Source organism: Arthrobacter sp. 05N33_2 (assembly GCF_056397425.1).
Genome location: NZ_JBFTNJ010000023.1, coordinates 1 through 22,256, shown reverse-complemented (window position 1 = coordinate 22,256; position 22,256 = coordinate 1). Strand labels below are relative to the sequence as shown.

The 22,256-nt window shown below is 68.2% G+C and carries 16 protein-coding genes; 5 read left to right on the top strand and 11 right to left on the bottom strand.

From position 1 onward, the window contains the following. Positions 1 to 39 precede the first annotated feature (39 nt). From AC1DHX_RS11615 to AC1DHX_RS11605, 3 genes are all read left to right on the top strand, one after another. Positions 40 to 1,398, top strand: a complete 1,359-nt coding sequence (locus tag AC1DHX_RS11615; protein WP_476860247.1) for an HRDC domain-containing protein — start codon at positions 40 to 42, stop codon at positions 1,396 to 1,398. Between the two features lie 148 nt (positions 1,399 to 1,546). Next, the gene (locus AC1DHX_RS11610; RefSeq protein WP_476900054.1) at positions 1,547 to 2,884 is read left to right on the top strand and encodes a thiolase family protein; all 1,338 of its coding nucleotides are present in this window, start codon (positions 1,547 to 1,549) and stop codon (positions 2,882 to 2,884) included. Continuing rightward, complete coding sequence (locus AC1DHX_RS11605; protein WP_476860245.1) at positions 2,881 to 5,076, top strand: 3-hydroxyacyl-CoA dehydrogenase NAD-binding domain-containing protein; 2,196 nt, start codon at positions 2,881 to 2,883, stop codon at positions 5,074 to 5,076. The genes AC1DHX_RS11610 and AC1DHX_RS11605 overlap by 4 nt, the downstream gene beginning before the upstream one ends. Before the next feature lie 274 nt (positions 5,077 to 5,350). On the opposite strand, the gene AC1DHX_RS11600 is transcribed toward AC1DHX_RS11605, so the two are convergent. The 11 genes from AC1DHX_RS11600 to AC1DHX_RS11550 all read right to left on the bottom strand — a co-directional run bounded on the left by AC1DHX_RS11600 (position 5,351) and on the right by AC1DHX_RS11550 (position 20,476). After that, a complete protein-coding gene (locus AC1DHX_RS11600; protein ID WP_476900053.1) occupies positions 5,351 to 6,967 on the bottom strand; it encodes an ABC transporter ATP-binding protein in 1,617 nt (538 codons plus the stop codon). Continuing rightward, on the bottom strand, positions 6,889 to 7,722 hold the full coding sequence (locus AC1DHX_RS11595; RefSeq protein ID WP_476900052.1) for an energy-coupling factor transporter transmembrane component T: 834 nt from the start codon (positions 7,720 to 7,722) through the stop codon (positions 6,889 to 6,891). The genes AC1DHX_RS11600 and AC1DHX_RS11595 overlap by 79 nt, the downstream gene beginning before the upstream one ends. A gap of 78 nt (positions 7,723 to 7,800) precedes the next feature. Next, on the bottom strand, positions 7,801 to 8,622 hold the full coding sequence (locus tag AC1DHX_RS11590) for an ECF transporter S component (protein ID WP_476900051.1): 822 nt from the start codon (positions 8,620 to 8,622) through the stop codon (positions 7,801 to 7,803). Positions 8,623 to 8,766: 144 nt separating this feature from the next. Then, positions 8,767 to 9,795 carry a nucleoside hydrolase gene (locus tag AC1DHX_RS11585; RefSeq protein ID WP_230009738.1) on the bottom strand — a complete coding sequence of 343 codons (1,029 nt, stop codon included), beginning with the start codon at positions 9,793 to 9,795 and terminating at the stop codon, positions 8,767 to 8,769. A 113-nt stretch (positions 9,796 to 9,908) separates the two neighbouring features. After that, positions 9,909 to 10,886, bottom strand: a complete 978-nt coding sequence (locus AC1DHX_RS11580; protein ID WP_476900050.1) for an aldo/keto reductase — start codon at positions 10,884 to 10,886, stop codon at positions 9,909 to 9,911. A gap of 71 nt (positions 10,887 to 10,957) precedes the next feature. Beyond that, positions 10,958 to 11,176, bottom strand: a complete 219-nt coding sequence (locus AC1DHX_RS11575; RefSeq protein ID WP_026537002.1) for a helix-hairpin-helix domain-containing protein — start codon at positions 11,174 to 11,176, stop codon at positions 10,958 to 10,960. Between the two features lie 66 nt (positions 11,177 to 11,242). After that, positions 11,243 to 11,800, bottom strand: a complete 558-nt coding sequence (locus AC1DHX_RS11570; protein WP_476851493.1) for a hypothetical protein — start codon at positions 11,798 to 11,800, stop codon at positions 11,243 to 11,245. Between the two features lie 74 nt (positions 11,801 to 11,874). Next, positions 11,875 to 13,848 carry a 1-deoxy-D-xylulose-5-phosphate synthase gene (dxs, locus tag AC1DHX_RS11565; protein WP_476860243.1) on the bottom strand — a complete coding sequence of 658 codons (1,974 nt, stop codon included), beginning with the start codon at positions 13,846 to 13,848 and terminating at the stop codon, positions 11,875 to 11,877. Positions 13,849 to 14,068: 220 nt separating this feature from the next. After that, on the bottom strand, positions 14,069 to 16,882 hold the full coding sequence (locus AC1DHX_RS11560) for an aconitate hydratase (RefSeq protein WP_476860242.1): 2,814 nt from the start codon (positions 16,880 to 16,882) through the stop codon (positions 14,069 to 14,071). Positions 16,883 to 17,090: 208 nt separating this feature from the next. Next, the gene (locus AC1DHX_RS11555) at positions 17,091 to 18,503 is read right to left on the bottom strand and encodes a class I SAM-dependent RNA methyltransferase (protein ID WP_476900049.1); all 1,413 of its coding nucleotides are present in this window, start codon (positions 18,501 to 18,503) and stop codon (positions 17,091 to 17,093) included. After that, positions 18,500 to 20,476 carry an APC family permease gene (locus AC1DHX_RS11550; RefSeq protein ID WP_476900048.1) on the bottom strand — a complete coding sequence of 659 codons (1,977 nt, stop codon included), beginning with the start codon at positions 20,474 to 20,476 and terminating at the stop codon, positions 18,500 to 18,502. The genes AC1DHX_RS11555 and AC1DHX_RS11550 overlap by 4 nt, the downstream gene beginning before the upstream one ends. Positions 20,477 to 20,630: 154 nt before the next feature. Here AC1DHX_RS11550 and AC1DHX_RS11545 point away from each other — a divergent pair, with 154 nt between their 5' ends. Both AC1DHX_RS11545 and AC1DHX_RS11540 read left to right on the top strand, forming a co-directional pair. Beyond that, positions 20,631 to 21,302 (top strand): potassium channel family protein, encoded by a 672-nt coding sequence (locus AC1DHX_RS11545; RefSeq protein WP_079553719.1) that lies wholly within the window; start codon positions 20,631 to 20,633, stop codon positions 21,300 to 21,302. Further along, on the top strand, positions 21,303 to 22,046 hold the full coding sequence (locus AC1DHX_RS11540; protein WP_018772421.1) for a potassium channel family protein: 744 nt from the start codon (positions 21,303 to 21,305) through the stop codon (positions 22,044 to 22,046). The last annotated feature ends 210 nt before the right edge of the window (positions 22,047 to 22,256 follow it).

Genomic DNA, 22,256 nt, shown 5'->3' with positions numbered 1-22,256 from the left:
CGGCCCTATACGCCATGTTGTCGGTAAACTGTAGAGACCATGACCCCTCAGAATCCGGAAACCAGCACAGCCGGCGCCAGTCGCACTACGGCCGAGGCTGCTGACACCACAGCCCACATCACCGTGGAAGGCTTCGACAGCCTGGTCCCTGAAGTGATCGACCTCGACATTCCCCGCGACGGCGTGCCGCTGGTCATTGAAACCCAGTCCGGACTCGAACGCTGCGCCGCGGCCCTCGCCGCCGGCCACGGCCCTGCGGGCGTGGACGCGGAGCGCGCCTCGGGATTCCGCTACGGCCAGCGCGCCTTCCTGGTCCAGATCCGGCGCGAAGGCTCCGGAACCTGGCTGATCGATCCCGAACCTTTCGGAGACCTCAGCATCATCAATGACGCTTTGCGCGGCGTCGAATGGATCCTGCACGCCGCCAGCCAGGACCTGCCCTGTCTGTCCGAACTCGGCATGTGGCCGGACAAACTCTTCGACACCGAACTCGCCGCCCGCCTGGCCGGGCTGCCCAGGGTGGGCCTCGCCGCCGTCATCGAACAGCTCCTGGGCTTCGGCCTGGCGAAGGAACACTCCGCCGCCGACTGGTCCACCCGCCCCCTGCCGGAACCATGGCTGCGCTACGCCGCGCTCGACGTCGAAGTCCTGACAGAGCTGCGCGAGGAACTGATTGAGCTGCTCGTGGCGGACGAGAAGCTGGAATACGCCGAGCAGGAATTCGCCGCCATCCTCGAAGCCGGACAGGCCCCGCCGCGCGTTGATCCGTGGCGCAAAACGTCCGGGCTGCACCAGATCCGGGACCGCCGCCAACTGGCCGCAGTCCGGGAGCTGTGGCTGGAACGCGATTCCCTGGCCCAGAAACGTGACGTCGCCCCCGGCCGGCTGATCCCCGACTCCGCGCTCGTCGCGGCGGCCAAGGCGATGCCCTCCACGGTCCCCCAGCTCCTGGGCACCAAGGGCTTCCACGGCCGCGCCGCACAGCGGGAAGCCCCCCGCTGGCTGCGCTGCATCGGCGTGGCCCGGGCCCTGGAGGACCTGCCGCCGCTGCACCTTCCCACCAACGCTCCCCCGCCCCCGCGCGTCTGGGCGGACCGGGACCCGGAGGCGGCCGCCAGGCTCGCCACCGCCCGTCCAAAACTCCAGGCCAGGGCCGAGGAACTGAACCTGCCGGTGGAAAACCTGCTGACCCCGGACTATCTTCGGCGGGTCGCCTGGCGTCCACCGGCAGAATGCAGCGAGGAAGGCGTGGCCGAGGAACTGGCGAACCTCGGGGCGCGCCAGTGGCAGATCGAAATCACGGCTCCGCTCATTGCCGAGGCTTTCCTGCACCCCGAGCCGCTGCCCGCGAAGGAACCCAAGGCCGCCGCGGAGGCGCCGTCGGGTTCCACGGTCTAGCGGCTCCTTTCGGGGCCGCTCATCTCCTCCTTGCCAGCTATGTTACTGGCGAGTAACATAATGCATGATGTCGTTCGGAACCCTCCCGCCTGTGGCAACCCCTGCCACAGGCGCGGTTCCGGCACCATGTCTCAATGAGGAGTACGCCGTGAGCCAAGCCCGCACCAGCGGAAAACCCAGCAGCGCAAACCCGAGCAGCGGAAGAAACAGGACCGTGCGCGACGTCGTCTTTGTCGACGGCGTCCGTACCCCGTTCGGCCGCGCCGGCGACAAGGGCATCTACGCCGGCACCCGCGCCGACGACCTCGTGGTCAAGTGCATCCGCGAACTGATGCGCCGCAACCCCTCGCTTCCGGCGGACCGGGTCGACGAGGTCGCGATCGCCGCCACCACCCAGACGGGCGACCAGGGCCTGACCATCGGCCGCACCGCCGCCCTGCTGGCCGGACTCCCCCGCACCGTGCCCGGCTTCGCGATCGACCGCATGTGCGCCGGCGCCATGACCGCCGTCACCACGACSGCGRGCGGCATCGSCTTYGGCGCSTAYGACGTCGTGATYGCCGGCGGYGTCGAACACATGGGCAACCACCCGATGGGCGCCGGCGCCGACCCCAACCCGCGCTTCATGTCCGAACGGATCGTGGACCCGGCCGCGCTGAACATGGGCAACACGGCCGAGAACCTGCACGACCGTTTCCCGTCCATCACCAAGGACCGCACCGACGCCTACGCCGTCGCCTCGCAGGACAAGCTCGCCGCAGCCTACGCCAACGGCCAGATCCAGCCCGACCTCGTACCCGTCGCCACGATGAAGCCGGGCCAGGGCTGGACCGTCAACACCGTGGACGAACCCCCGCGCCCCGGAACCTCGCTCGGGGACCTGGCCACGCTCAAGACGCCGTTCCGCGCCCACGGCCGGGTCACGGCGGGCAACGCCGCGGGCCTGAACGACGGCGCCACCGCAGCCCTGCTGGCCTCCGCCGATGCCGCCGAGGAACTCGGGCTGCCGGTCAGGATGCGCCTGGTGAGCTATGCCTTCGCCGGCGTCGAACCCGAGGTCATGGGCATCGGCCCGGTCCCGGCCACCGAGAAGGCACTCAAGAACGCCGGACTCGGCATCGGGGACATCGGGCTCTTCGAAATCAATGAGGCCTTCGCCGTCCAGGTCCTGAGCTTCCTGGACCATTTCGGGATCGCCGACGACGACCCCCGCGTCAACCGCTATGGCGGCGCGATCGCCGTCGGGCACCCGCTGGCGTCCTCGGGGGTCAGGCTGATGAACCAGCTGGCCCGACAGTTCGAGGAGGACCCCTCCGTCCGCTTTGGCATGACCACGATGTGCATCGGCCTGGGCATGGGCGCCACCGTAATCTGGGAGAACCCGCATCACGCGGATTACGGCACCGAAGCACCTGGCATGGAAATGCACAACACAGCAGCACAGCACGCAGAGACCACGACCACCGAGACTGGAGCCACAGCATGAGCGCCGCTGATTTCCGCAAGCTTGCAGAACTCTTCCCCAACGAAACGGTCACCCACTCCTACGTCCAGGACATCGAACTGCCGCCCGTCGACGGTGGGGAGACGACTGACGGCAAAAGCCCCGGCATCTTCGCGCTGGTCACCCTCGACAACGGCCTGGACCACTCCAAGCCCACCACCCTCGGACCCAACACCCTGATCGAGCTCGGCACGGTCCTGGAAGGACTGAAGGAACGCGCCGCCCGGGGCGAGATTGCCGGCGTCGGCGTCACCGGCAAGCCGTACTTCCTCGTGGCCGGCGCCGACCTCTCCACGGTCAAGTCCGTCAGCGGACGCGAACAAGGCCTGTGGATGGCCCAGCTCGGCCACGACGTCTACGCCACCCTCGCGAACCTCGGCGTGCCGAGCTTCGCATTCATCAACGGACTGGCCCTGGGCGGCGGCCTGGAGATCGCGCTGCAGTCCACCTACCGCACGGTCTCTACCGGCGCCGGCGCTCTGGCCCTTCCCGAGGCGTTCATCGGACTCATCCCTGGCTGGGGCGGGGTCCACATCCTGCCGCGGCTGATCGGGCCGGAGAACGCCCTCAAGGTCATGATCGAAAACCCGCTGAGCAACAACCGCACGCTCACCGGGCCGCAGGCCTACCAGCTGGGCATGGCGGACGCGATGTTCGAGCCGGCCGACTTCGTGGAACAGTCCCTGGCGTGGGCCGCGAAAGTCATTGCCGGTGCCGTGGCGCCGGAGCGGGCGAACGCCGTGGACCCGTCCGCTCCGGAGGTCGCCGCCCGCTGGGCGGCCGCCGTCGCCAAGGGCCGCGCCTTCGTGGAGGCCAAGACCTCCAACGCTTCCCCGGCGCCCGCCAAGGTCCTGGACGTCATGGAGGCCAACCGCACCCTGACCCAGGCGCAGTCCGCTGAGCTCGAATGCGAGACGCTCGCCGACCTCATGCAGACCGACGAGTTCCGCTCCACGGTGTACGCCTTCCTGGACCTCGTGCAGCGCCGCTCCAAGCGTCCAGCCGGCGCCCCGGACCGCAAGCTTGCGCGCCCGGTGACGAAGATCGGCGTCGTCGGTGCCGGCCTGATGGCCAGCCAGCTCGCCCTGCTCTTCGCCCGCCAGCTCAAAGTGCCCGTGGTCCTCACGGACATCGACCAGGCCCGCGTGGACAAGGGCGTGGGTTACGTCCACGCCGAGGTGGAGAAGCTGCTGGCGAAGGGCCGGATCAGCCCCGACGCCGCCAACCGCACCCGCGCGCTCGTCACGGGATCAGTTTCGAAGGAGGCCTTCGCCGACGCCGACTTCGTCATTGAGGCCGTCTTCGAGGAACTCAACGTCAAGAAGCAGGTCTTCAAGGAAGTCGAGGCGATCGTCTCGGAAGAGTGCATCCTCGCGACCAACACGTCCTCGCTGTCCGTCACCGCGATGGCGGAGGACCTTGAGCACCCCGAGCGCCTGGTCGGCTTCCACTTCTTCAATCCGGTGGCCGTGATGCCGCTGCTGGAGATCGTGCGGGCACCGAAGACCGACGACGCCGTGCTGGCCACCGCGTTCGAGCTCGCCAAGGGGCTCAAGAAGTCGGCGGTGCTGGTCAGGGATGCCGCCGCGTTTGTGGTCAACCGCGTCCTGCTGCGCCTCATGGGTGAAGTCACCGCGGCCTTCGACGAGGGCACCCCCGCCGACGTGGCCGATAACGCGCTGCGGCCGATGGGCCTGCCCATGACGCCCTTTGTGCTCGGCGCCATGGTGGGCCTGCCCGTGGCGCAGCATGTCCAGGAATCGCTGCACACGGCGTTCGGGGACCGCTTCAGGGTCTCGGCGAACCTGCAGGTGCTGATCGACAACGGTGTGACGTCCATTTGGGCCGTGCAGAACGGCACACCGGTGCCGGGCCCGGACGGCAAGCCGTTCATACCGGCCGAAACCCTGGCGCTGATGTCCTTTGGCAGCACCCCGTCCACCGGCGAGGAGGTGCTGCGCCGGACGCAGGACGCCCTGGCGGAGGAAATCGGGCTGATGCTCGAGGAAGGCGTTGTGGCCGGTCCCGAGGACATTGACCTCTGCATGATCCTCGGCGCGGGCTGGCCGATGTTCCTGGGCGGGATCACCCCGTATCTGGACCGGGTGGGCGCCTCGGAACGGGTCAACGGCAAGAAGTTCCTGGCCCCGGGCGTGGCGTCAGAGCCGGCCTAAAGCCAGGCTTCACCGCTCGCTTTTGTTGGCGCCGCCGCCCGGACTTTGGTCCGGGCGGCGGCGCTGCTTTCGGGAGAGTGGCCGGGCATCCCGGCGGCGCCATGACGTGGGCAGCCTCGATGTCTGCGGTGTTGAGATGAAAGGCTGGAACGCGAAAGACCGCGTCCGYGGAATAGATCCTGCTGTCCAGGACCAGGCCCGCGGAAACTCCAAGCAATATACATTGCGCGTCATGCATTGCGCGTTGGATTCGGTGCCTACCCCGCGGCCCCAGTCAGATTTCCCGCAGGCTCCCGCCGCTGAGTTCCAGGACGCGGTGCGCGTTCCTCCGTGCGTAGTCCAGGTYGTGGGTGACCATGACGACGGCGGCGCCCCGCGCGGCGGCGCGGTCGACGGCGCCCTGCAGCGCCTCGAGGCCGTGCCGGTCCAGCCCGACGGTCGGTTCGTCCAGGGCCACCACCGCCGGTTCGCGGGCCAGGACCGTGGCCAGGGCGAGCAGCCGCTGCCGGGAGGCGGACAGCTCGGCCGGGTGTGCCTCCTCGGTACCGGACAGGCCCACCGCGGCCAGCGCGGCCCGGGCCTTGCCCTCGGCGCCGGCCTTTCCGGACAGTTGCCGGAGTCCGAACGCGGCTTCCCGCAGGACGGTGCGTTCGAAAAGCTGGTCCCGGGGGTGCTGGAACAACAGGCCCACGGAGGCCGCGACCTTTCCCACCGGCTCGCCGGCAATGCTGCGCCCGCAGACCAGCACGTCCCCGGCCGAGGGCCGGAGCAGTCCATTGAAGTGGCGCAGCAGTGTCGACTTGCCGGCGCCGTTGAGCCCGGTCACGGCGATGATCTCGCCCGGGCGCACGGCGAAATCCACGTCCCGGAGGACCCGGTCCTGCGCGCCGGTGCCGTGCCGACGCGGGTCCCGAGCGTAGCCGAACCCAACCCCGCGCAGTTCCAGCGATGCCGGGCCGGGACCGGGCGCCGCGGCAGGCACCGGCCCGGGATGGCGGGCGCCGGCGGCGACGCCGGACCCACTGGCCCCCAGGACGCCGGACCCAATACCGCTCGGCCCAATGCCGCCGGGCCCGCCTACGCCAATCACTCCGGCGCGCTCCAGTTCGGCCGAGCCCGCCAGCTGCGCCGGCGTCCCGGCAGCGGTGACCGTCCCGGCAGCGGTGACCCTCCTGCCGTCGGGCCCGGTCTGAGCGTCAAGAATCGTCCAGTGCGTGGCTTCCCCGGCGAGCCCGTCGGCTGCCTGGCTCAGGAGGACGACGCCGGTCCCGGCGCCGCAGAGGCTGCGGACCAGGGCCTCGACTTGCGCGGCTCCGGCCGCGTCCAGCGATGCCAGCGGCTCGTCCAGGATGAGCACGTCCGGTTCCGTGATGACGGCGCAGCCCACGGCGAGCCGGCGCAGCTCCCCGCCGGAGAGCGTGGCCGGGTCCCGGTCCAGCAGGTGAGAGAGTCCGGTGCGGGCGGCGGTGCGCTCCACCGCGCGGAGCATGTCCTCCCGGGCCGTCGCGCGGTTTTCCAGGCCGAAGGCCAGCTCCTCCGCGACCGTGGCGCGCACCGAGGAGAGCATCGCCGCGGCGTCCTGCGGAACGAAGGCCACGCGGCGCGACCACTCGGCGGGGTTGATCCGGGGGTCCTCGGGCACGCCGCGGAATTCCAGCACCGTGCCGCCAAGCTCCAGGCTGCCGCGGAATTGTCCGGCGTGACCGGCCCGGAGCCAGCCGGCCAACAGTTTGCCCAGCGTGGATTTTCCGCTCCCGGACCCGCCCAGGACGGCGGTCAGGGAACCCGACGTGACCGAGAGTGCGGCATCCCTCAGCACCGGGGTGTCATCGCCGTGGAACGTGAACGCCTCGATCCGGATCTGAAGCGCCGTGCGGGTGGTGGCCGYCATGACACCGCCCCGGCAGGCCAGGAGGCCACAATCCGCCCGGCGACGGCGGCCGCCGCGAATACCAGTGCGGCTGCCCGGCATAGCCGCTGGGCGGGCGGGTCGGCGACTTCGCGGTAGCTGGTCCGGGGCCCCGGGCTGCCGAAGCCGCGGGCGTCGAGCGCCTGGGCGCGGCTTCCGGCGTCGTCAATCAGGGCCAGGACCAGCGGCACCATCTGCAGACGGAGGGTGCCGAGGCGGGACAGCAGGCCGCGTCCGACCACCATCCCGCGGGTTTCCTGGGCCTGCCGGATCCGGTCCAGGCGGCCCGCGACGGCGGGCAGGAGGGTGAGCGTGGAAGCCAGGACGAAGCCGAACTGCGGTGGGATCCTGCGCCCGGCGAGGGCGGAGACGAGGTCGGGGACGCTCACGGTGAAGGAAAAGAGCAGGAATACCAGCACGCAGGCCGTGGTCCGGGTTCCCAGCTCCAGCGCGAAGCCCAGACCCTCGGCCGTGACCCTCGCCGGACCCCACTGGGCCAGCACGGTCTGGCCCTCAGGGAAGAAGAGGCCGTGCAGCACCAGCAGGGACAGGCACAGAGGCGTCAGGATCACGGCTCCTGCGGTCAGGACGCGCCCCGCAATGCCATGGCGGGCGGCARGGATCACCGCGGCGAGGGCCACGGCGACAGACAGCGGCCAATAGGCGGCCGCCGTCGTGACGACGGCGGCGCATACGGCGAGGGTCAGCGCGGTGAAGGGGTGCAGTCGCGGTGTCATGGTCGCTGTGTCAGTGTCTCAGGGTCAGTGTCGCTGTGGCAGTGTCGCAGGGGCGGGGTGTCCCAGCCGCAGCGGGGCTCAGGCGTCCGGCGCTGCCGGGGCCTTGCCGGCGAGTACCCGGTAGCGCCGCACGAAGGGGAACTGGAAGGTGGCGCGGCGGGGCAGCGCGTAGGCGAGCAGCGCCGCGATGGTGAAAACGATCGCCTTGTCCATGGGGTCGGAAATCAGTGCCTGCTTGGTGATGGCGGCCAGGAGGGTGTCCCCCATGRCGCGGAAGGCGCTGACGATCGCCCCGGTACCCAGCCCTGACGTGCCGCCAAAGACGAACGCGGCGATCGGGGCGGAGACGACGCCGGCCAGGATGCCGGTGACGAAGCCGGCGACGGGGGCGAGGTAGAAGCGGCGGAACAGCCCGCCGCGCGCGGCCATGCCGGCGAGGAATCCGATCAGGGCGGCACCGGCGGCGAACGGCAGAACGGTGGGGTTGAAGAAGGACCAGACGATGCTGCTCAGCGCGCCCGTGGCGGCACCCGCTGCGGGTCCGGCGAGGACGGCGATCAGGACGGTGCCGATCGCGTCAATGTAGAACGGCAGGCCCGTGCTGCCCATCAGCTGTCCGAGGACCACGTTCAGGACCAGCGCCACCGGGATGAGGACCACGGTGGAGGTGGGCAGCGCCGGCAGGACGGCCACAATCAGCAGCACAGCGCCGAGCAGGAAGCCGCCGAGGGCAACGAGGGCCGAGAAGCTGGCCGGGCCGTTGGCAATGTCAGCGGGCTGGGTCAGCACCAGGAAGATGTAGGTGGCGGCGATCGCGGCGGCGCCGGCGATTTCGAGCAGGCGGCGCCTGCGGCCGGCCGCCTGTCCAGGGGCAATGATGGTGAGGGCTGGCTGTGACATGAGGGGTGTTCCTTTGGCTGGGTACAACAAGTTCCGCCTCATGTCACCTCGGCGCAGCTACCATCCTAGCGAGCGGCGACCATTCTAGCGATCTGCAGACCCGTCCGGGCACTCCCCGCATTGGCCCAGCCGTACTGTCCGGTTTCAGGCCACCGGCGCCCGGGGGCCCACCGCGCGCGCAAGGGCGCCGATCGAGGAAATCAGTTCGTCGAAGCACTGCCCGGGGTTGTTGTCAGAGACGATCCTGACGTTCGGCGCCAACCCCCACAGCCCGCGGAAATCGGCCACCGTGGTGCCGATCAGCAGGGGCGAATCCGTTTCGACGTCGACCGTGGCCAGCCGGGTAGCGAACGGTGTGCGCCCCGCTGCAGCGCAGGCCGCGAAGGCGTCGTGCACGTGCGCCACATAGCCTTGGTCATAGAGGCGGTGAAATTCCATGTAGAAGCGCAGGGCGTCGGACAGGCAAGCGACGAGGGGGTTCCCGGACTGGCTCCGCTGGCCTTCGGACTGCTCCGGGAGGACGAGTTCGGGCTCCGGTGCACCGGCGGCCTCGCCAAGTCGGCGCAGGTGCTCCGGGTGCATCTCGATCCGCTCGGTCATTTCCAGGGCACACAAGATCGGCAGTTTGTCCTCGGGCAGGCCCCGGTAGGCGGCAAACACCTCCTTGGCGGCATGCGGATCCACCGAGGTGTTCCATTCGGCCGTAGGGGTGGTGTTGCCCTGGTAGTAGAAGCTGCCGCCCATGATCACAAGTCCCTTGAGCAGCCGGGGAAGTTCCGGTTCCCGGCGCAGGGCCAGGGCGAAGTTGGTCAGCGGTCCGGTGATCAGGCCGGTGAGCTCCCCCGGGTGCGCCCGCACCTCCTCGACCCAGACGTCGACGGCGTGCCGCGCCGAGATCTGCTGGCGCGGCGGCGGCAGCTCGGCATAGCCGATGCCCTGCGGCCCGTGGGTCTCCTCGGTGGTGACCAGCGGGATCTCCAGCGGGACCTCGGCGCCGATGGCCACCTCGATGCCCTCGCGGCCGCAGAGCTCCAGCAGGGCCAGGTTGTTCAGCGCCACCTGCCGGGCCCCGACGTTCCCGGCGGTGCACGTGATCGCCTGGACGTGGACCTCGGGCCGGGACAGCAGGTAGACCAGGGCCAGGGCGTCGTCGATCCCGGTGTCGACGTCCATCAGGATCGAATGCGTCACGACAGGTACCGCCGCCCCGGCGCTTGCAGCACTGTTCAGACCCGCACTGTTCAGACAATCAGTGTTCAGACCTGGACCGTTCAGACCTGGACCGTTCAGAACAGCGCCACCTTGGGCGTGCGCGGGAAGAGGTCGTCCAGCTCGGCGAGGTCCGCGTGGCTGGGTTTCCAGGCCACGGCGGCGGCGTTCTGGCGCACCTGCTCCGGCGTGGTGGCGCCGGCGATGACGCTGCTGACGGACGGCTGGGCGGCCAGCCAGGAGAAGGCCACCTGGACTTCGTTGAGCCCGCGGTCGGCGGCGAACTTGCCGAAGGCACCCAGCTGTTCCCAGTCGGCGTCGTGGACCAGGTTGGTGCGGGTGTGGCTGAGCCGGCTTCCCTCGGGGGCCCGGCCGGCGGAGTATTTGCCGGTCAGCAGGCCGTTGGCGAGCGGGAAGTACGGCAGGACGCCCAGGCCGTAGGCCTCGGCCGCCGGGGTCACCTCGAGTTCGGCGCGCCGATCCAGCAGGTTGTAGTGGTTCTGGCTGGAGATGAAGCGGGCTCCCCCGCGGGCGCGTGCCACGTACTCAGCCTCGGCGATCTGCCAGCCGGCCCGGTTGGAGTGGCCGATGTAGCGGACCTTGCCGCTGGTGACGAGGTCATCGAGGGCCGAGAGCGTCTCGTCGATGGGCGTGAGCGGGTCCGGGGTGTGGAACTGGTAGAGGTCGATCCAGTCCGTGCCGAGCCGGCGCAGCGAGGCCTCCGCCGCCTTGATGATGTAGCGGCGGGATCCGCGCGCACCAAAGTCCTCGCCGTTGGCGCCGCGCATGTCCATGCCGAACTTCGTGCCGATGACCGCATCGTCGCGGCGGGAACCGAGGGCCTTGCCGAGCATTGACTCGCTGAGGCCGGGCTCGCGGCCGTAGGCGTCCGCGACGTCAAAGAAGGTGATCCCGGCGTCGAGCGCCGCATGCACGACGGCGTCGGTGCCTTCCTGCGATTCGGTCACGGTCCCGGACCGGCCCAGGTTGTTGCAGCCAAGTCCCACGACAGARACGGWCAGYCCGGAWTTTCCAASRCGGCGGTATTCAGTCATGGTTTTAGCCTATATCGCCCCGGCGGGTGCCCCGGCCAGGCCGCCGCGGGCGGCGGAGAAGCGGGACCCCGCTACCCTGCCGGCAGCTTCAGCCCGTGCTCGTCCATGGCGTCCTGGAGCTGCGCGAGGGTGCGAGGGCAGACGCCCGGCATCCCGGCAAGCCGGCGCCGGCCAAGCTGCACGAGGTGTTCGAGGGTCTCGACCCCCGCGTGCGCGAGCGACTTTCGCGCCGGCGCCGCGAGTCCCGCGGGCAGCGGGGTGCAGCCTGGTTTCGAGGGTTTGCGCGTCATTGCGTTGCCTTTCAGTCCGTGCCCCCAAACTGGTGTGAGCCGTGCCCGGCTCCTTGCCCGTGCTGCCTACAGCGTGAAGCCGTTTGCCGGCTTCGGCGAGTGCTTGAGCTTGAAAGTATCCTCGCCAAACGGCGCGGCGCCAATGCTCAGTTTGGTGAAGTCGAGGTCTTCGCCGCGGACGCAGACCTTGATGGCGTTGACCGTCTTATTCACGTCCGGGGTGAGGCAGAAGATGTTGAGCCGGGCGTCGGAAAATTCGCTGCGGTCCACGATCCCCAGGCCCCGCCAGGCCAGATGGCTGATCAGGGCGTCTTTGGCTTTTTCCTCGAGGTACCGGTCGCGGCTGGTCCCCTCTTTGGTCTTCAGCGCGTACTGGGCCACAACCCAGGACTGTTCCTCCGCCGGAATTTCGGCGTAGCCGTCCTCGGCGCACTGCGCCGCGAAGGCGTCCATGAGGCGCTCCGCGGCCTCCGCGTCCGCGACGTCCGTCTCGTCCGTCTTGCTCTGGTGTCCGACGACGCCGTGGTTCATCACGAACTGCCTGTAGTCCTCATCAAACCAGGCCTCCCTGAAGTGCAGGGTGCCCTCTTCGTCGCGCTTGTAAACTCTGATAATTCCACTCATATGCCAGTTCCTTCCTGGGCCGTCCGGCGCCGGATTCAGTGGCGCCCACGGGTAGTGCTCAACGGATGTGCTGGCTACAGCTGCGGGATGCTGCCGGTGCTGGGGTGTTCCTGGCCGGGCAAGGGGCGCGCAAACGGCACCTTGGTGCCCAGGACCTGGGCGACGACGTCGTGCGTGATCTGCTGGGCGGTCAAGCCCACGCGTTCGAGCACCTGGCTGCGCGTGCCGTGATCGAGGAACTCGACCGGCAGGCCGACCTCGTTGAGGGCAGTGTCCACGCCCGCGGTACGCATCTCCTGGCGGATCCGGGAGCCGACGCCGCCGGCCCGCACACCGTCCTCAATGCAAATGACCAGGCGGTGGCGCGCGGCGAGATCGATGATGGACTGCCGGACCGGGAGGACCCAGCGGGGATCCACCACCGTGGAGCTGATGCCCTGGGCACCGAGCCGGCCGGAGACGTCCAGCGCGAGTTCTGACATGGCGCCCACGCTGACGATCAGGACGTCGTTCTCGCTCGAGCCCGCGGGCCGGCGGGCCAGCACGTCCACGCCGTCCTCCAGGCGTTCGACCGCATCGACTTCGGGGCCGACGTTGCCCTTGGAGTAGCGGAGCACGCTCGGGGCGTCTTCAATGGCCACAGCCTCGCGCAGTTCCTCCCGCAGCCGGGTGGCGTCGCGCGGCGCCGCGAGGTGCAGCCCGGGGACGATCTGGACCATGGCCATGTCCCACATGCCGTGATGGCTTGCGCCGTCGGGTCCGGTGACGCCGGCCCGGTCCAGCACGATCGTGACGCCGGCTTTGTGCAGGGCGACATCCATCAGCAGCTGGTCGAAGGCGCGGTTCAGGAACGTCGCGTAGACCGCGACCACCGGGTGCAGTCCCCCGAACGCCATGCCGGCAGCCGAGGTGAGGGCGTGCTGCTCGGCGATGCCGACGTCGAACACGCGCTCCGGGTGCCGGGCGGCGAACTTGTGCAGCCCGACCGGAATCAGCATGGCACCAGTAATCCCGACGATGTCCTGGCGCTCGTCGGCGATGTCGGCGATCTCGTCGGCGAACACCGCGGTCCAGGACTTCGCGCCACCGGCTTCGGTGGGTGCGCCGGTCTCCGGATCGATGATCCCCACGGCATGGAACTGGTCCGCTTCATGGGCGCGGGCCGGGGCGTAGCCGTGGCCCTTTTCCGTCATGGCGTGCACGATCACGGGGCCGGCATAGTTCTTGGCGGTGGACAGGGCGTTTTCCAAGGCCTGGAGGTCGTGGCCGTCGACGGGACCGATGTACTTCATGCCGAGGTCCTCGAACATGCCCTGCGGGGCCCACCAGTCCTTGATGCCCTTCTTCATGGCATGCAGGCTCTTGTACGTGAACTGCCCCGCGGGGCCGCCCTTCTGCAGTTTGCGCTTCCACCACTCGAGCGTGCCTTCATAGGAGGGGGCGGCCCGGAGGGAATCGATGGTGGGGCGAAGGGACGCCAGGTAGTCGGCGAACCCGCCGACCGTCGGGGCGTACGAGCGGCCGTTGTCGTTGACCACAATCACGACACGGCGTTTCTTGTCCGCCGCGATGTTGTTGATCGCCTCCCAGGCCATGCCGCCGGTCAGGGCGCCGTCGCCCACCACCGCGACGACGAAGCGGTCGCCGTCGCCGGTCAGCTGCCGGGCGCGCGAGATACCGTCGGCCCAGGACAGCGAGGAGGACGCGTGCGAGCTTTCGACGATGTCGTGCTCGGATTCGCCACGGTCCGGGTAGCCGGACATGCCGCCCTGCTGGCGGAGCGTGCTGAAATCCTGCCGTCCGGTGAGGAGCTTGTGCACGTAGGACTGGTGCCCTGTGTCGAAGACAATGCTGTCGCGGGGGGAATCGAAGATCCGGTGCACCGCGATGGTGAGCTCGACGACGCCGAGGTTCGGGCCCAGGTGCCCTCCCGTCCGGGAGACGTTGCCGATCAGGAAATCCCTGACCTCGGCTGCCAGCTGATCCAGCTGCGCCCCGGACAACTTACTCAGGTCCTGCGGATTCCGGATGGTGTCCAAGATTCCCAACGGCCCCTCCTTCGGGTGGTAGACATGCCTTTTAACTCTAACGCCTCCGGGCGGGCCGCCGCGCCGGAGGCCAGCACCGGTGCCCTGCACGCTTCACGCTCTCCGCTCCCCCGCTCCAGATCCAGCACCCGCGGCCGAAACCGGGAACGCAAAGGCCCCGGCCGGTCAGTGACCGGCCGGGGCCTTTGCATGCGTTACCGGAGCGTGCCCGGCAGCTCCGCTAGTGCGCGGAGATCTGGCGCAGGACGTACTGCAGGATGCCGCCGTTGCGGTAGTAGTCCGCCTCGCCCGGGGTATCGATGCGCAGCACGGCGTCGAAGGACGTGACGGAACCGTCTCCAGCGGTGGCCGTGACCTTGAGGGTCTTCGGCGTGGTGCCGTCGTTCAGGGCGGTGACGCCCTCAACTGCGTAGGTTTCCGTACCGGTCAGGCCCAGGCTGGCGGCGTTCTGGCCGGCCGGGTACTGCAGCGGGAGGACACCCATGCCGATCAGGTTGGAGCGGTGGATGCGCTCGTAGCTCTCGGCAACGACAGCCTTGACGCCCAGGAGCGCGGTGCCCTTGGCGGCCCAGTCACGGGACGAACCCGAGCCGTACTCCTTGCCTGCCAGGACCACCAGCGCGGTGCCGGCAGCCTGGTAGTTCTGTGCGGCGTCGTAGACGTAGGCCTGCGGGCCGTCGGCCTGGGTGAAGTCGCGCGTGAAGCCGCCCTCCACGCCGTCAAGGAGCTGGTTCTTGATGCGGATGTTCGCGAACGTGCCGCGGATCATGACCTCGTGGTTGCCACGGCGTGAGCCGTAGGAGTTGAAGTCCTTGCGCTCCACACCGTTGGCCAGCAGGTACTGGCCGGCCGGGGTGTCCGACTTGAAGGAACCGGCCGGGGAGATGTGGTCCGTGGTGACGGAGTCGCCGAGCTTGAGCAGCACGCGCGCACCGGTGATGTCCTGGACCGGCTCCGGCTGGGCCTTCATRCCCTCGAAGTACGGGGGCTTACGGACGTACGTGGACTTCTCGTCCCAGGCGAAGGTGTCGCCGGCGGGGGTGTCGAGCGCCTTCCAGCGATCGTCACCCTCAAAGACGCCTTCGTAGCCGCGGGCAAACATTTCCTTGTCGATCGAGGAATCGATGACCTGCTGGACCTCGACCGGGTTCGGCCAGATGTCCTTCAGGAAGACGTCGTTGCCGGCCTCGTCCTGGCCCAGGGCGTCGTTGTCGAAGTCGAAGTCCATGGTGCCGGCAAGGGCGTAGGCGATGACCAGCGGCGGGGAGGCCAGGTAGTTCATCTTTACGTCCGGGTTGATCCGGCCTTCGAAGTTGCGGTTGCCGGACAGCACGGCGGTGACGGAGAGATCGTTGGCCTGGATGGCCTCGGAGATCTCGGCGTCGAGCGGACCGGAGTTGCCGATGCAGGTGGCGCAGCCGTAGCCCACGATGTAGAAGCCGAGCTTCTCCAGGTAAGGGGTCAGGCCCGACTTGTTGTAGTAGTCGGTGACTACCTTGGAGCCGGGAGCCACGGAGGTCTTGACCCACGGCTTGGACGTCAGGCCCTTGTCGACGGCGTTGCGGGCCAGCAGTGCGGCGGCCAGCATCACGGACGGGTTGGACGTGTTGGTGCAGGAGGTGATCGAGGCGATCGACACTGCGCCGTGGTCCAGCTCGAACTCGCGTCCGTCCGCGGTCTTGACGCTGACCGTGTTGGACGGGCGGCCGTTGGACTTCGGGCCATGCGCGTGCGGGGCCACGTCACTCAGGTGCGACGCTGAGGCGGTGAACGAGGGCGAGTCCGAAGCCGGGAAGCTTTCGTCGATCGCTTCGTCCAGGCTTCCGCCGGCCAGGTCTTCCTTCACGTAGTTGCGCAGGTCCTCGCGGAACTGGGCCTTGGACTCGGTGAGGATGATGCGGTCCTGCGGGCGCTTCGGGCCGGAGATCGACGGAACAACCGTCGACAGGTCCAGCTCGAGGTACTCGGAGAACTTGATCTCGCGGGAGGGATCGTGCCAGAGGCCCTGTTCCTTCGCGTAGGACTCCACGAGGGCGACGTTCTCGTCGGACCGGCCGGTGAGGCGCAGGTAGTCGAGGGTGACGTCGTCGATCGGGAACATCGCGGCGGTGGAGCCGAACTCCGGGCTCATGTTGCCGATCGTTGCACGGTTGGCCAGCGGCACAGCCGCGACGCCTTCACCGTAGAACTCGACGAACTTGCCGACCACACCGTGCTTGCGCAGCTGCTCGGTGATGGTCAGGACGACGTCGGTGGCGGTGGCGCCGGCCGGGATGGAGCCGGTGAGCTTGAAGCCCACGACGCGCGGGATGAGCATGGACACGGGCTGGCCGAGCATGGCAGCCTCGGCCTCGATGCCGCCAACGCCCCAGCCCAGCACGCCCAGGCCGTTGACCATGGTGGTGTGCGAGTCAGTGCCGACGCAGGTGTCCGGGTAAGCGCGGACAACGCCGTCGACTTCACGGGTCATAACGGTGCGGGCCAGGTACTCGATGTTGACCTGGTGCACAATGCCGGTGCCCGGCGGGACGACCTTGAAGTCGTCAAATGCAGTCTGGCCCCAGCGCAGGAACTGGTAACGCTCACCGTTGCGCTGGTATTCGATCTCCATGTTGCGCTCCAGTGCGCCGGAGTTGCCGAAGGCGTCAATCTGGACCGAGTGGTCAATGACCATTTCGGCCGGCGCCAAGGGGTTGACCCGCTTCGGGTCGCCGCCGAGCTCCTTGACGGCCTCACGCATGGTGGCGAGGTCAACGACGCAGGGCACGCCGGTGAAGTCCTGCATGATCACACGCGCCGGCGTGAACTGGATCTCGGTGTCGGGCTCGGCGCTGGGATCCCAGCCTGCCAGCGCACGGACGTGGTCGGCCGTGATGTTGGCACCGTCCTCGGTCCTCAACAGGTTTTCAAGCAATACCTTGAGGCTGAACGGAAGGTTCTCTGCACCTTCGACGGAGTTCAACCGGAAAATTTCATATTCGGTTCCGGCTACATTAAGTTTGCCTTTTGAACCGAAACTGTCCACAATGCTCATTCGCAGGACTCCTCTCGCAACAGTTTCATCTTTGTCGCGCCGCAGGACCCTTGCTAGTTAGGGCGGCCTAACTAATACAGGCATCAGTACAACGTGGTACGCAATGCAGGTAAGAAACGCAGGGAACGGCCGTTACATCAACACCAGTCAAATTAAAAGCAGCGGTGATGGAGCGCGACGACGGACTACTACGCCCATCCTAGTGGCATCACGGTTGAGGAGTCAGCAACGCCACAGTCTCCATGTGGTGGGTGTGCGGGTACAGGTCGAAGGCACGCAGCCCGGCCAGGCCCCAGCCGCCCTGCCGGAAATAGCCCAGGTCGCGGGCGAACGAGGCCGGATCGCAGGAGACGTAGGCGACAGCCCGGGGACCGGCGTCGATCAGCTGTTTGACTACCGCCTTACCGGCACCTGCGCGTGGCGGGTCCAGGATCAGGGCGTCGAAGTTGCGCGGTTTCTGCCGCAGCACGCGCTCCACACGGCCCTGGACGATCTCGACCTGGGCGGCGTCGTGCAGGTTCTTGCGTGCATCGCGGCTGGTTCCGGGTGCTCCCTCGACCGAGAGAACGGATCCGGTCACGCCCACGGCATCAGCCAGCGGTGCCGTGAACAGCCCGGCCCCGGCGTACAGGTCCGCCACCACCGAGCCCGGCGCGAGGTAGCCGCCGTCGTGCAGGAAGCCGGTGACGGCGCCGACGAGTGTCTCCGGGGCATCCCGGTGGATCTGCCAGAAGCCGTCGCCGGTAACCCGGTACTCGTGGCCCGCGGCCGACTCCTGGACGTAGGTGCGGCCGCGCAACTGCAGCACCTCGCCGGTGGCCGGGTCCAGGCTGGCGACCGAGACGTCGTCGGGCAGCTGGGCCAGGATGCCGCTGAGCCGCTTGGACCGGGTTCCCGGGGCTGGCACCAGCAGCACCAGCGGCCGGGAGCCGTTCGCCGGGGCGGCAACCTCGATCCGGTCGATGCCCTGCAGGTCGATGTCCCAGAGCCGGAGCGCGTTGATTCCGTCCACGGCCAGCGGCATCTCGCGCACGGGCAGGATGGCATCGGAGCGGTGGGCGTGCATGCCGAGCTTGCCGGCCTGTGTCACGGCGAAGCCGGCGCGCGTGCGCCAGCCCAGGCCGGACGCGGCGGACTCCCCCGCGCTGCCGGCATCCTCCGGCGCGCCTGCGCCGGCGCCTGCCGCCTCGCCGACGGCCTCGACTGTGATCTGCTCCGCCGGCGCAAGTTCGACGCCGGCCAGCCRCTTGAGTTGTTCGGCCAGGACCTCGGCCTTGAGGCTGCGCTGGCGCGCCAGGGAGATGTGGCCGAGTTCGGCGCCGCCGACGGGCGGGTGCCGGTGCGACCAGGAGCGCGCGGAATCGGCGAGATCCCAGAAGTGCGGCACCCGGTCCGGGGAGGCCTCCAGGACCTCCACCACATCGGCGCGCCAGAATTTCGCGGCCGGGCCGTCGTCGGTGAGCCGGACGCGGACCTTTTCGCCGGGAATCCCGTGCCGGACGAAGATGACGCGTCCCTCGTGCCGGGCCACACAGTGGCCGCCGTGGGCGACGGGTCCGACGTCGAGCGTCAGCTCGGTGCGGGTCTCGGTGTGGGTGKGCGTCCGGGTGTCGGGGGTCATTGGATATCCTGCAGTTTCTTGGCTTCTTCGGACGATTTCAGCTGCCACGGCACACTGCACACCATGACCCCGGGCTCGAAGTGCAGCCGGGTTTTGATGCGCAGCGCGGTCTGGTTGTGGACCAGTTGCTCCCACCATTTGCCCACGACGTACTCCGGGATGTAGACCACGATCAGGTCGCGCGGCGAATCCCGGCGCATGCTCTTTATGTAGTCCATGATCGGAGTCACCGTTTCGCGGAACGGGCTGGCAAGGACGGTCAGCGGCACAGGGATTTCGAGCTTCTCCCAGTCCGCAACAGTCGCCTCGGTCTCCTCGGAGCTGATGTCCACGGTAATGGCGTCCAGCCGCGACGGGCGGGAGGCCCGGGCGTAGGCGAGGGCGCGCAACACCGGCTTGCGCACGTGCGAGACGAGCAGCRCGGCGTGCACCCGGGTGGGCAGCGCGCGCGGCGAGGAGTCCTCGTCCACGGCGAGTTCCTTGGCCACGTTGTCATAATGCGCCCGGATGCTCCACATGATCAGGAACAGCACGAACATGGCCAGCAGCGCGATCCAGGCGCCCTGCGAGAACTTGGTGATCAGGACGATCACCAAGACCAGGGCGGTCATGCAAAAGCCCACCGTGTTTATGGTCCGGGACTTGATGATGCGCAACCGCACGGCAGGTTCCTTGGAAAGCTTCAGCTCCCGTCCCCAGTGCCGGATCATGCCCAGCTGGCTCATCGTGAAGGAGATGAAGACGCCCACGATGTAGAGCTGGATGAGCTTTGTGACGTCGGCGTTGAAGGCGATGATCAGCACCAGGGCGCCGGCCGCCAGGGCCAGGACACCGTTGCTGAAGGCCAGCCGGTCGCCACGGGTCCGCAGCTGGCGCGGCAGGTAGCCGTCCTGTGCCAGGATCGAGCCGAGCACCGGAAAACCATTGAACGCCGTGTTGGAGGCGAACACGAGGATGACGCCGGTGGCGGCCACCACGATGTAGAACGGGATGGACCCCTCGCCGAAAACTGTCTGCGCGATCTGGCTGATGGCCGGGTTCTGGATGTAGCCCTCTTCCAGCGGTTTGCCGTTCAGCAGGAATTCCGTCGCCGGGTCCAGCACGATGTGCACCTTGGTGGCGTTGGCCAGGTAGATGATGCCCGCCAGCATGGCGGAGGCAATCACGCCGAGCAGGAGCAGTGTGGTGGCCGCGTTCTTGCTCTTGGGCTTCTGGAAGTTGGGCACACCCTTGCTGATGGCCTCGACGCCGGTCAGCGCCGCCGCGCCGGAGGAGAAGGCACGCAGCAGCAGGAACGCGCCGGCCAGGCCGACAAGTCCCTCATCGAAGCCCGGCTCCGGCACAATCTCGAACGCCGCCGACGGTGCCTGCCCCAGCTGGCCTGTCGCGGCCTGGAAGATCCCGACGGCGGTCATGCCCAGGATGGAGGCCATGAAGATGTAGGTCGGGACGGCGAAGACACTGCCCGCCTCTTTGATGCCGCGCAGGTTCACCAGGGCCAGGATGATGACGCCGATCGTGGCAATCGCCGCCTGCTGTCCGTGCAGCGAGGGCACGGCGGTGGTCAGGTACGTCGCGGCCGAGGACATGGACACGGCCACGGTCAGCACATAGTCGACCAGCAGCGCCGAGGCCACGGTGAGGCCGGCGAACTTGCCGAGGTTGACGTTGGCGATCTCGTAGTCGCCGCCGCCGGAGGGGTAGGCGTGGACGTTCTGGCGGTAGGAGGCCACCACGGTCAGGAGCACCACCATGACGGCAAGGCCCACCCACGGGGCGACGGCGACAGCGCTCACGCCGGCGATGGCCAGGGTCAGGAGGATTTCGTCAGGGGCATAGGCCACGGAGGACAATGCATCCGAGGCGAAAATGGGCAGCGCGATCCGCTTCGGCAAGAGCGTGTGGGCCAGACGGTCGTTCCGGAAGGGCTTGCCTACCAGCACCCGCTTCACGGCATTGAAAATTGTCAGCACCACACAAAGCTAGTCTGATTCGGACGCGATGTCATGACGGCGAAGCCGGCGTGCGCAAGGGCGCCGGCCGGCGCCCCGTGCCCGTGGCCTTCCGGGACCGCGTGGCCGGTAGAGTTTTACGCAGTATCAGACGCAGAACCAAGAGGAGGCCCATGTGGCGCACTTCGTGATCATGGGTTGTGGCCGTGTCGGGGCAACCCTGGCACACACGCTCGAGGACGCCGGGCATTCGGTGGCCATCATCGACCAGGACGACCGCGCCTTCCGGCGGCTCCGCACAGGATTTTCCGGACGGAAGGTCACGGGGGTCGGGTTTGACCGCGAGACGATGAAGCGCGCCGGCGTCGAGGAAGCCTATGCCTTCGCGGCGGTTTCCAGCGGCGACAACTCCAACATCCTCGCCACCCGGGTGGCGCGGGAGACCTTCCACGTGCCCCATGTGGTGGCCAGGATCTATGACCCGGGCCGCGCCGAAATCTACCAGCGCCTCGGCATTCCCACGGTCGCCGCGGTCCGCTGGAGCGCCGACCAGGTACTGCGACGCATCCTGCCCGAACAGCACATCGCCGGTGACTTCCGGGAGCCCTCGGGCCGGCTGGTGCTCGCGGAGGTTGACCTCAACCCCGACTGGATCGGGCACCCGATCTCCTCGATCGAGAAGGCGGCCGGCATCCGGATCGCGTATCTGACCCGGTTCGGTGAGGGCATGCTGCCCGCTGCCGCCACGTCTTATCAGGACGGCGACACTGTCCACGCCATGCTGAACGTGGACCGGAGCTCCGAGATCGGCCACATTCTCGCCAAATCCCCCGCCAAGGAGTCCTGAGTGAAAGTCGTCATCGTCGGTGCCGGAAGCGTCGGGTCCTCGATCGCCCGCGAGTTGTTGGCCCATAAGCACGAAATCCTGCTGATCGACGAGAAGCCGGAGGTCATCGGCCGGAGCGGGCTGCGCGGAGCCCACTGGCTGGTCGGTGATGCCTGCGAGCTGAGCACGCTGCAGGACGCCAAACTCGAGGACGCCGACGTCGTGGTTTCCGCCACCGGTGACGACAAGGTCAACCTGGTGGTCTCGCTGCTGGCCAAGACGGAATTCGGTGTCGGGCGTACCGTAGGCCGGGTCAACAACCCCAAGAACGACTGGATGTTCGACGACTCCTGGGGCGTCGACGTCGCGGTCAACACCCCGCAGCTGATGACCGCCCTGGTGGAGGAGGCGGTGGAGATCGGCGACCTGGTGCGGCTGCTGACACTGCAGACCGGRGTGTCCTCACTGGTGGAGTTCACGGTCCCGCACGACTCGCATGTGATCGGGCTGACCGTGGGCGATGTCCAGTGGCCCGAGGACGCCACCCTCGTCGCGATCCTGCGGGACCAGGCGCCCATCACGCCGAGCCGCGACGACGTGATCGACGGCGGCGACGAACTGTTCTTTGTCACCACGATCGCCGCCGAGGACGACCTCCGCGCCCTGCTGGCGCCCGAATCACCGCTGGAGGACCAGCACCCGGTGACCTCGGACCAGCACGGCCACGGCACCCAGCCGGCCGGGGACGACGGCTTCGACGGCTAGAGCAGTTCCGCTCCCAATAGTTGCGCTATCAGATATGGCCGTTCCCGAAGTCTGGGAACGGCTGTGGAGTCTCATGACTTAATGGACGTTTCTGTCTCAAGACATCGTGGACAGTGTGTCTCAGGACATCGTGGACACTCGGACCGGTTTTGCTCGGGTCATGAGCAAAATGCACCCCGATATCAAGATCCGGCATTTGGTGGCGACATG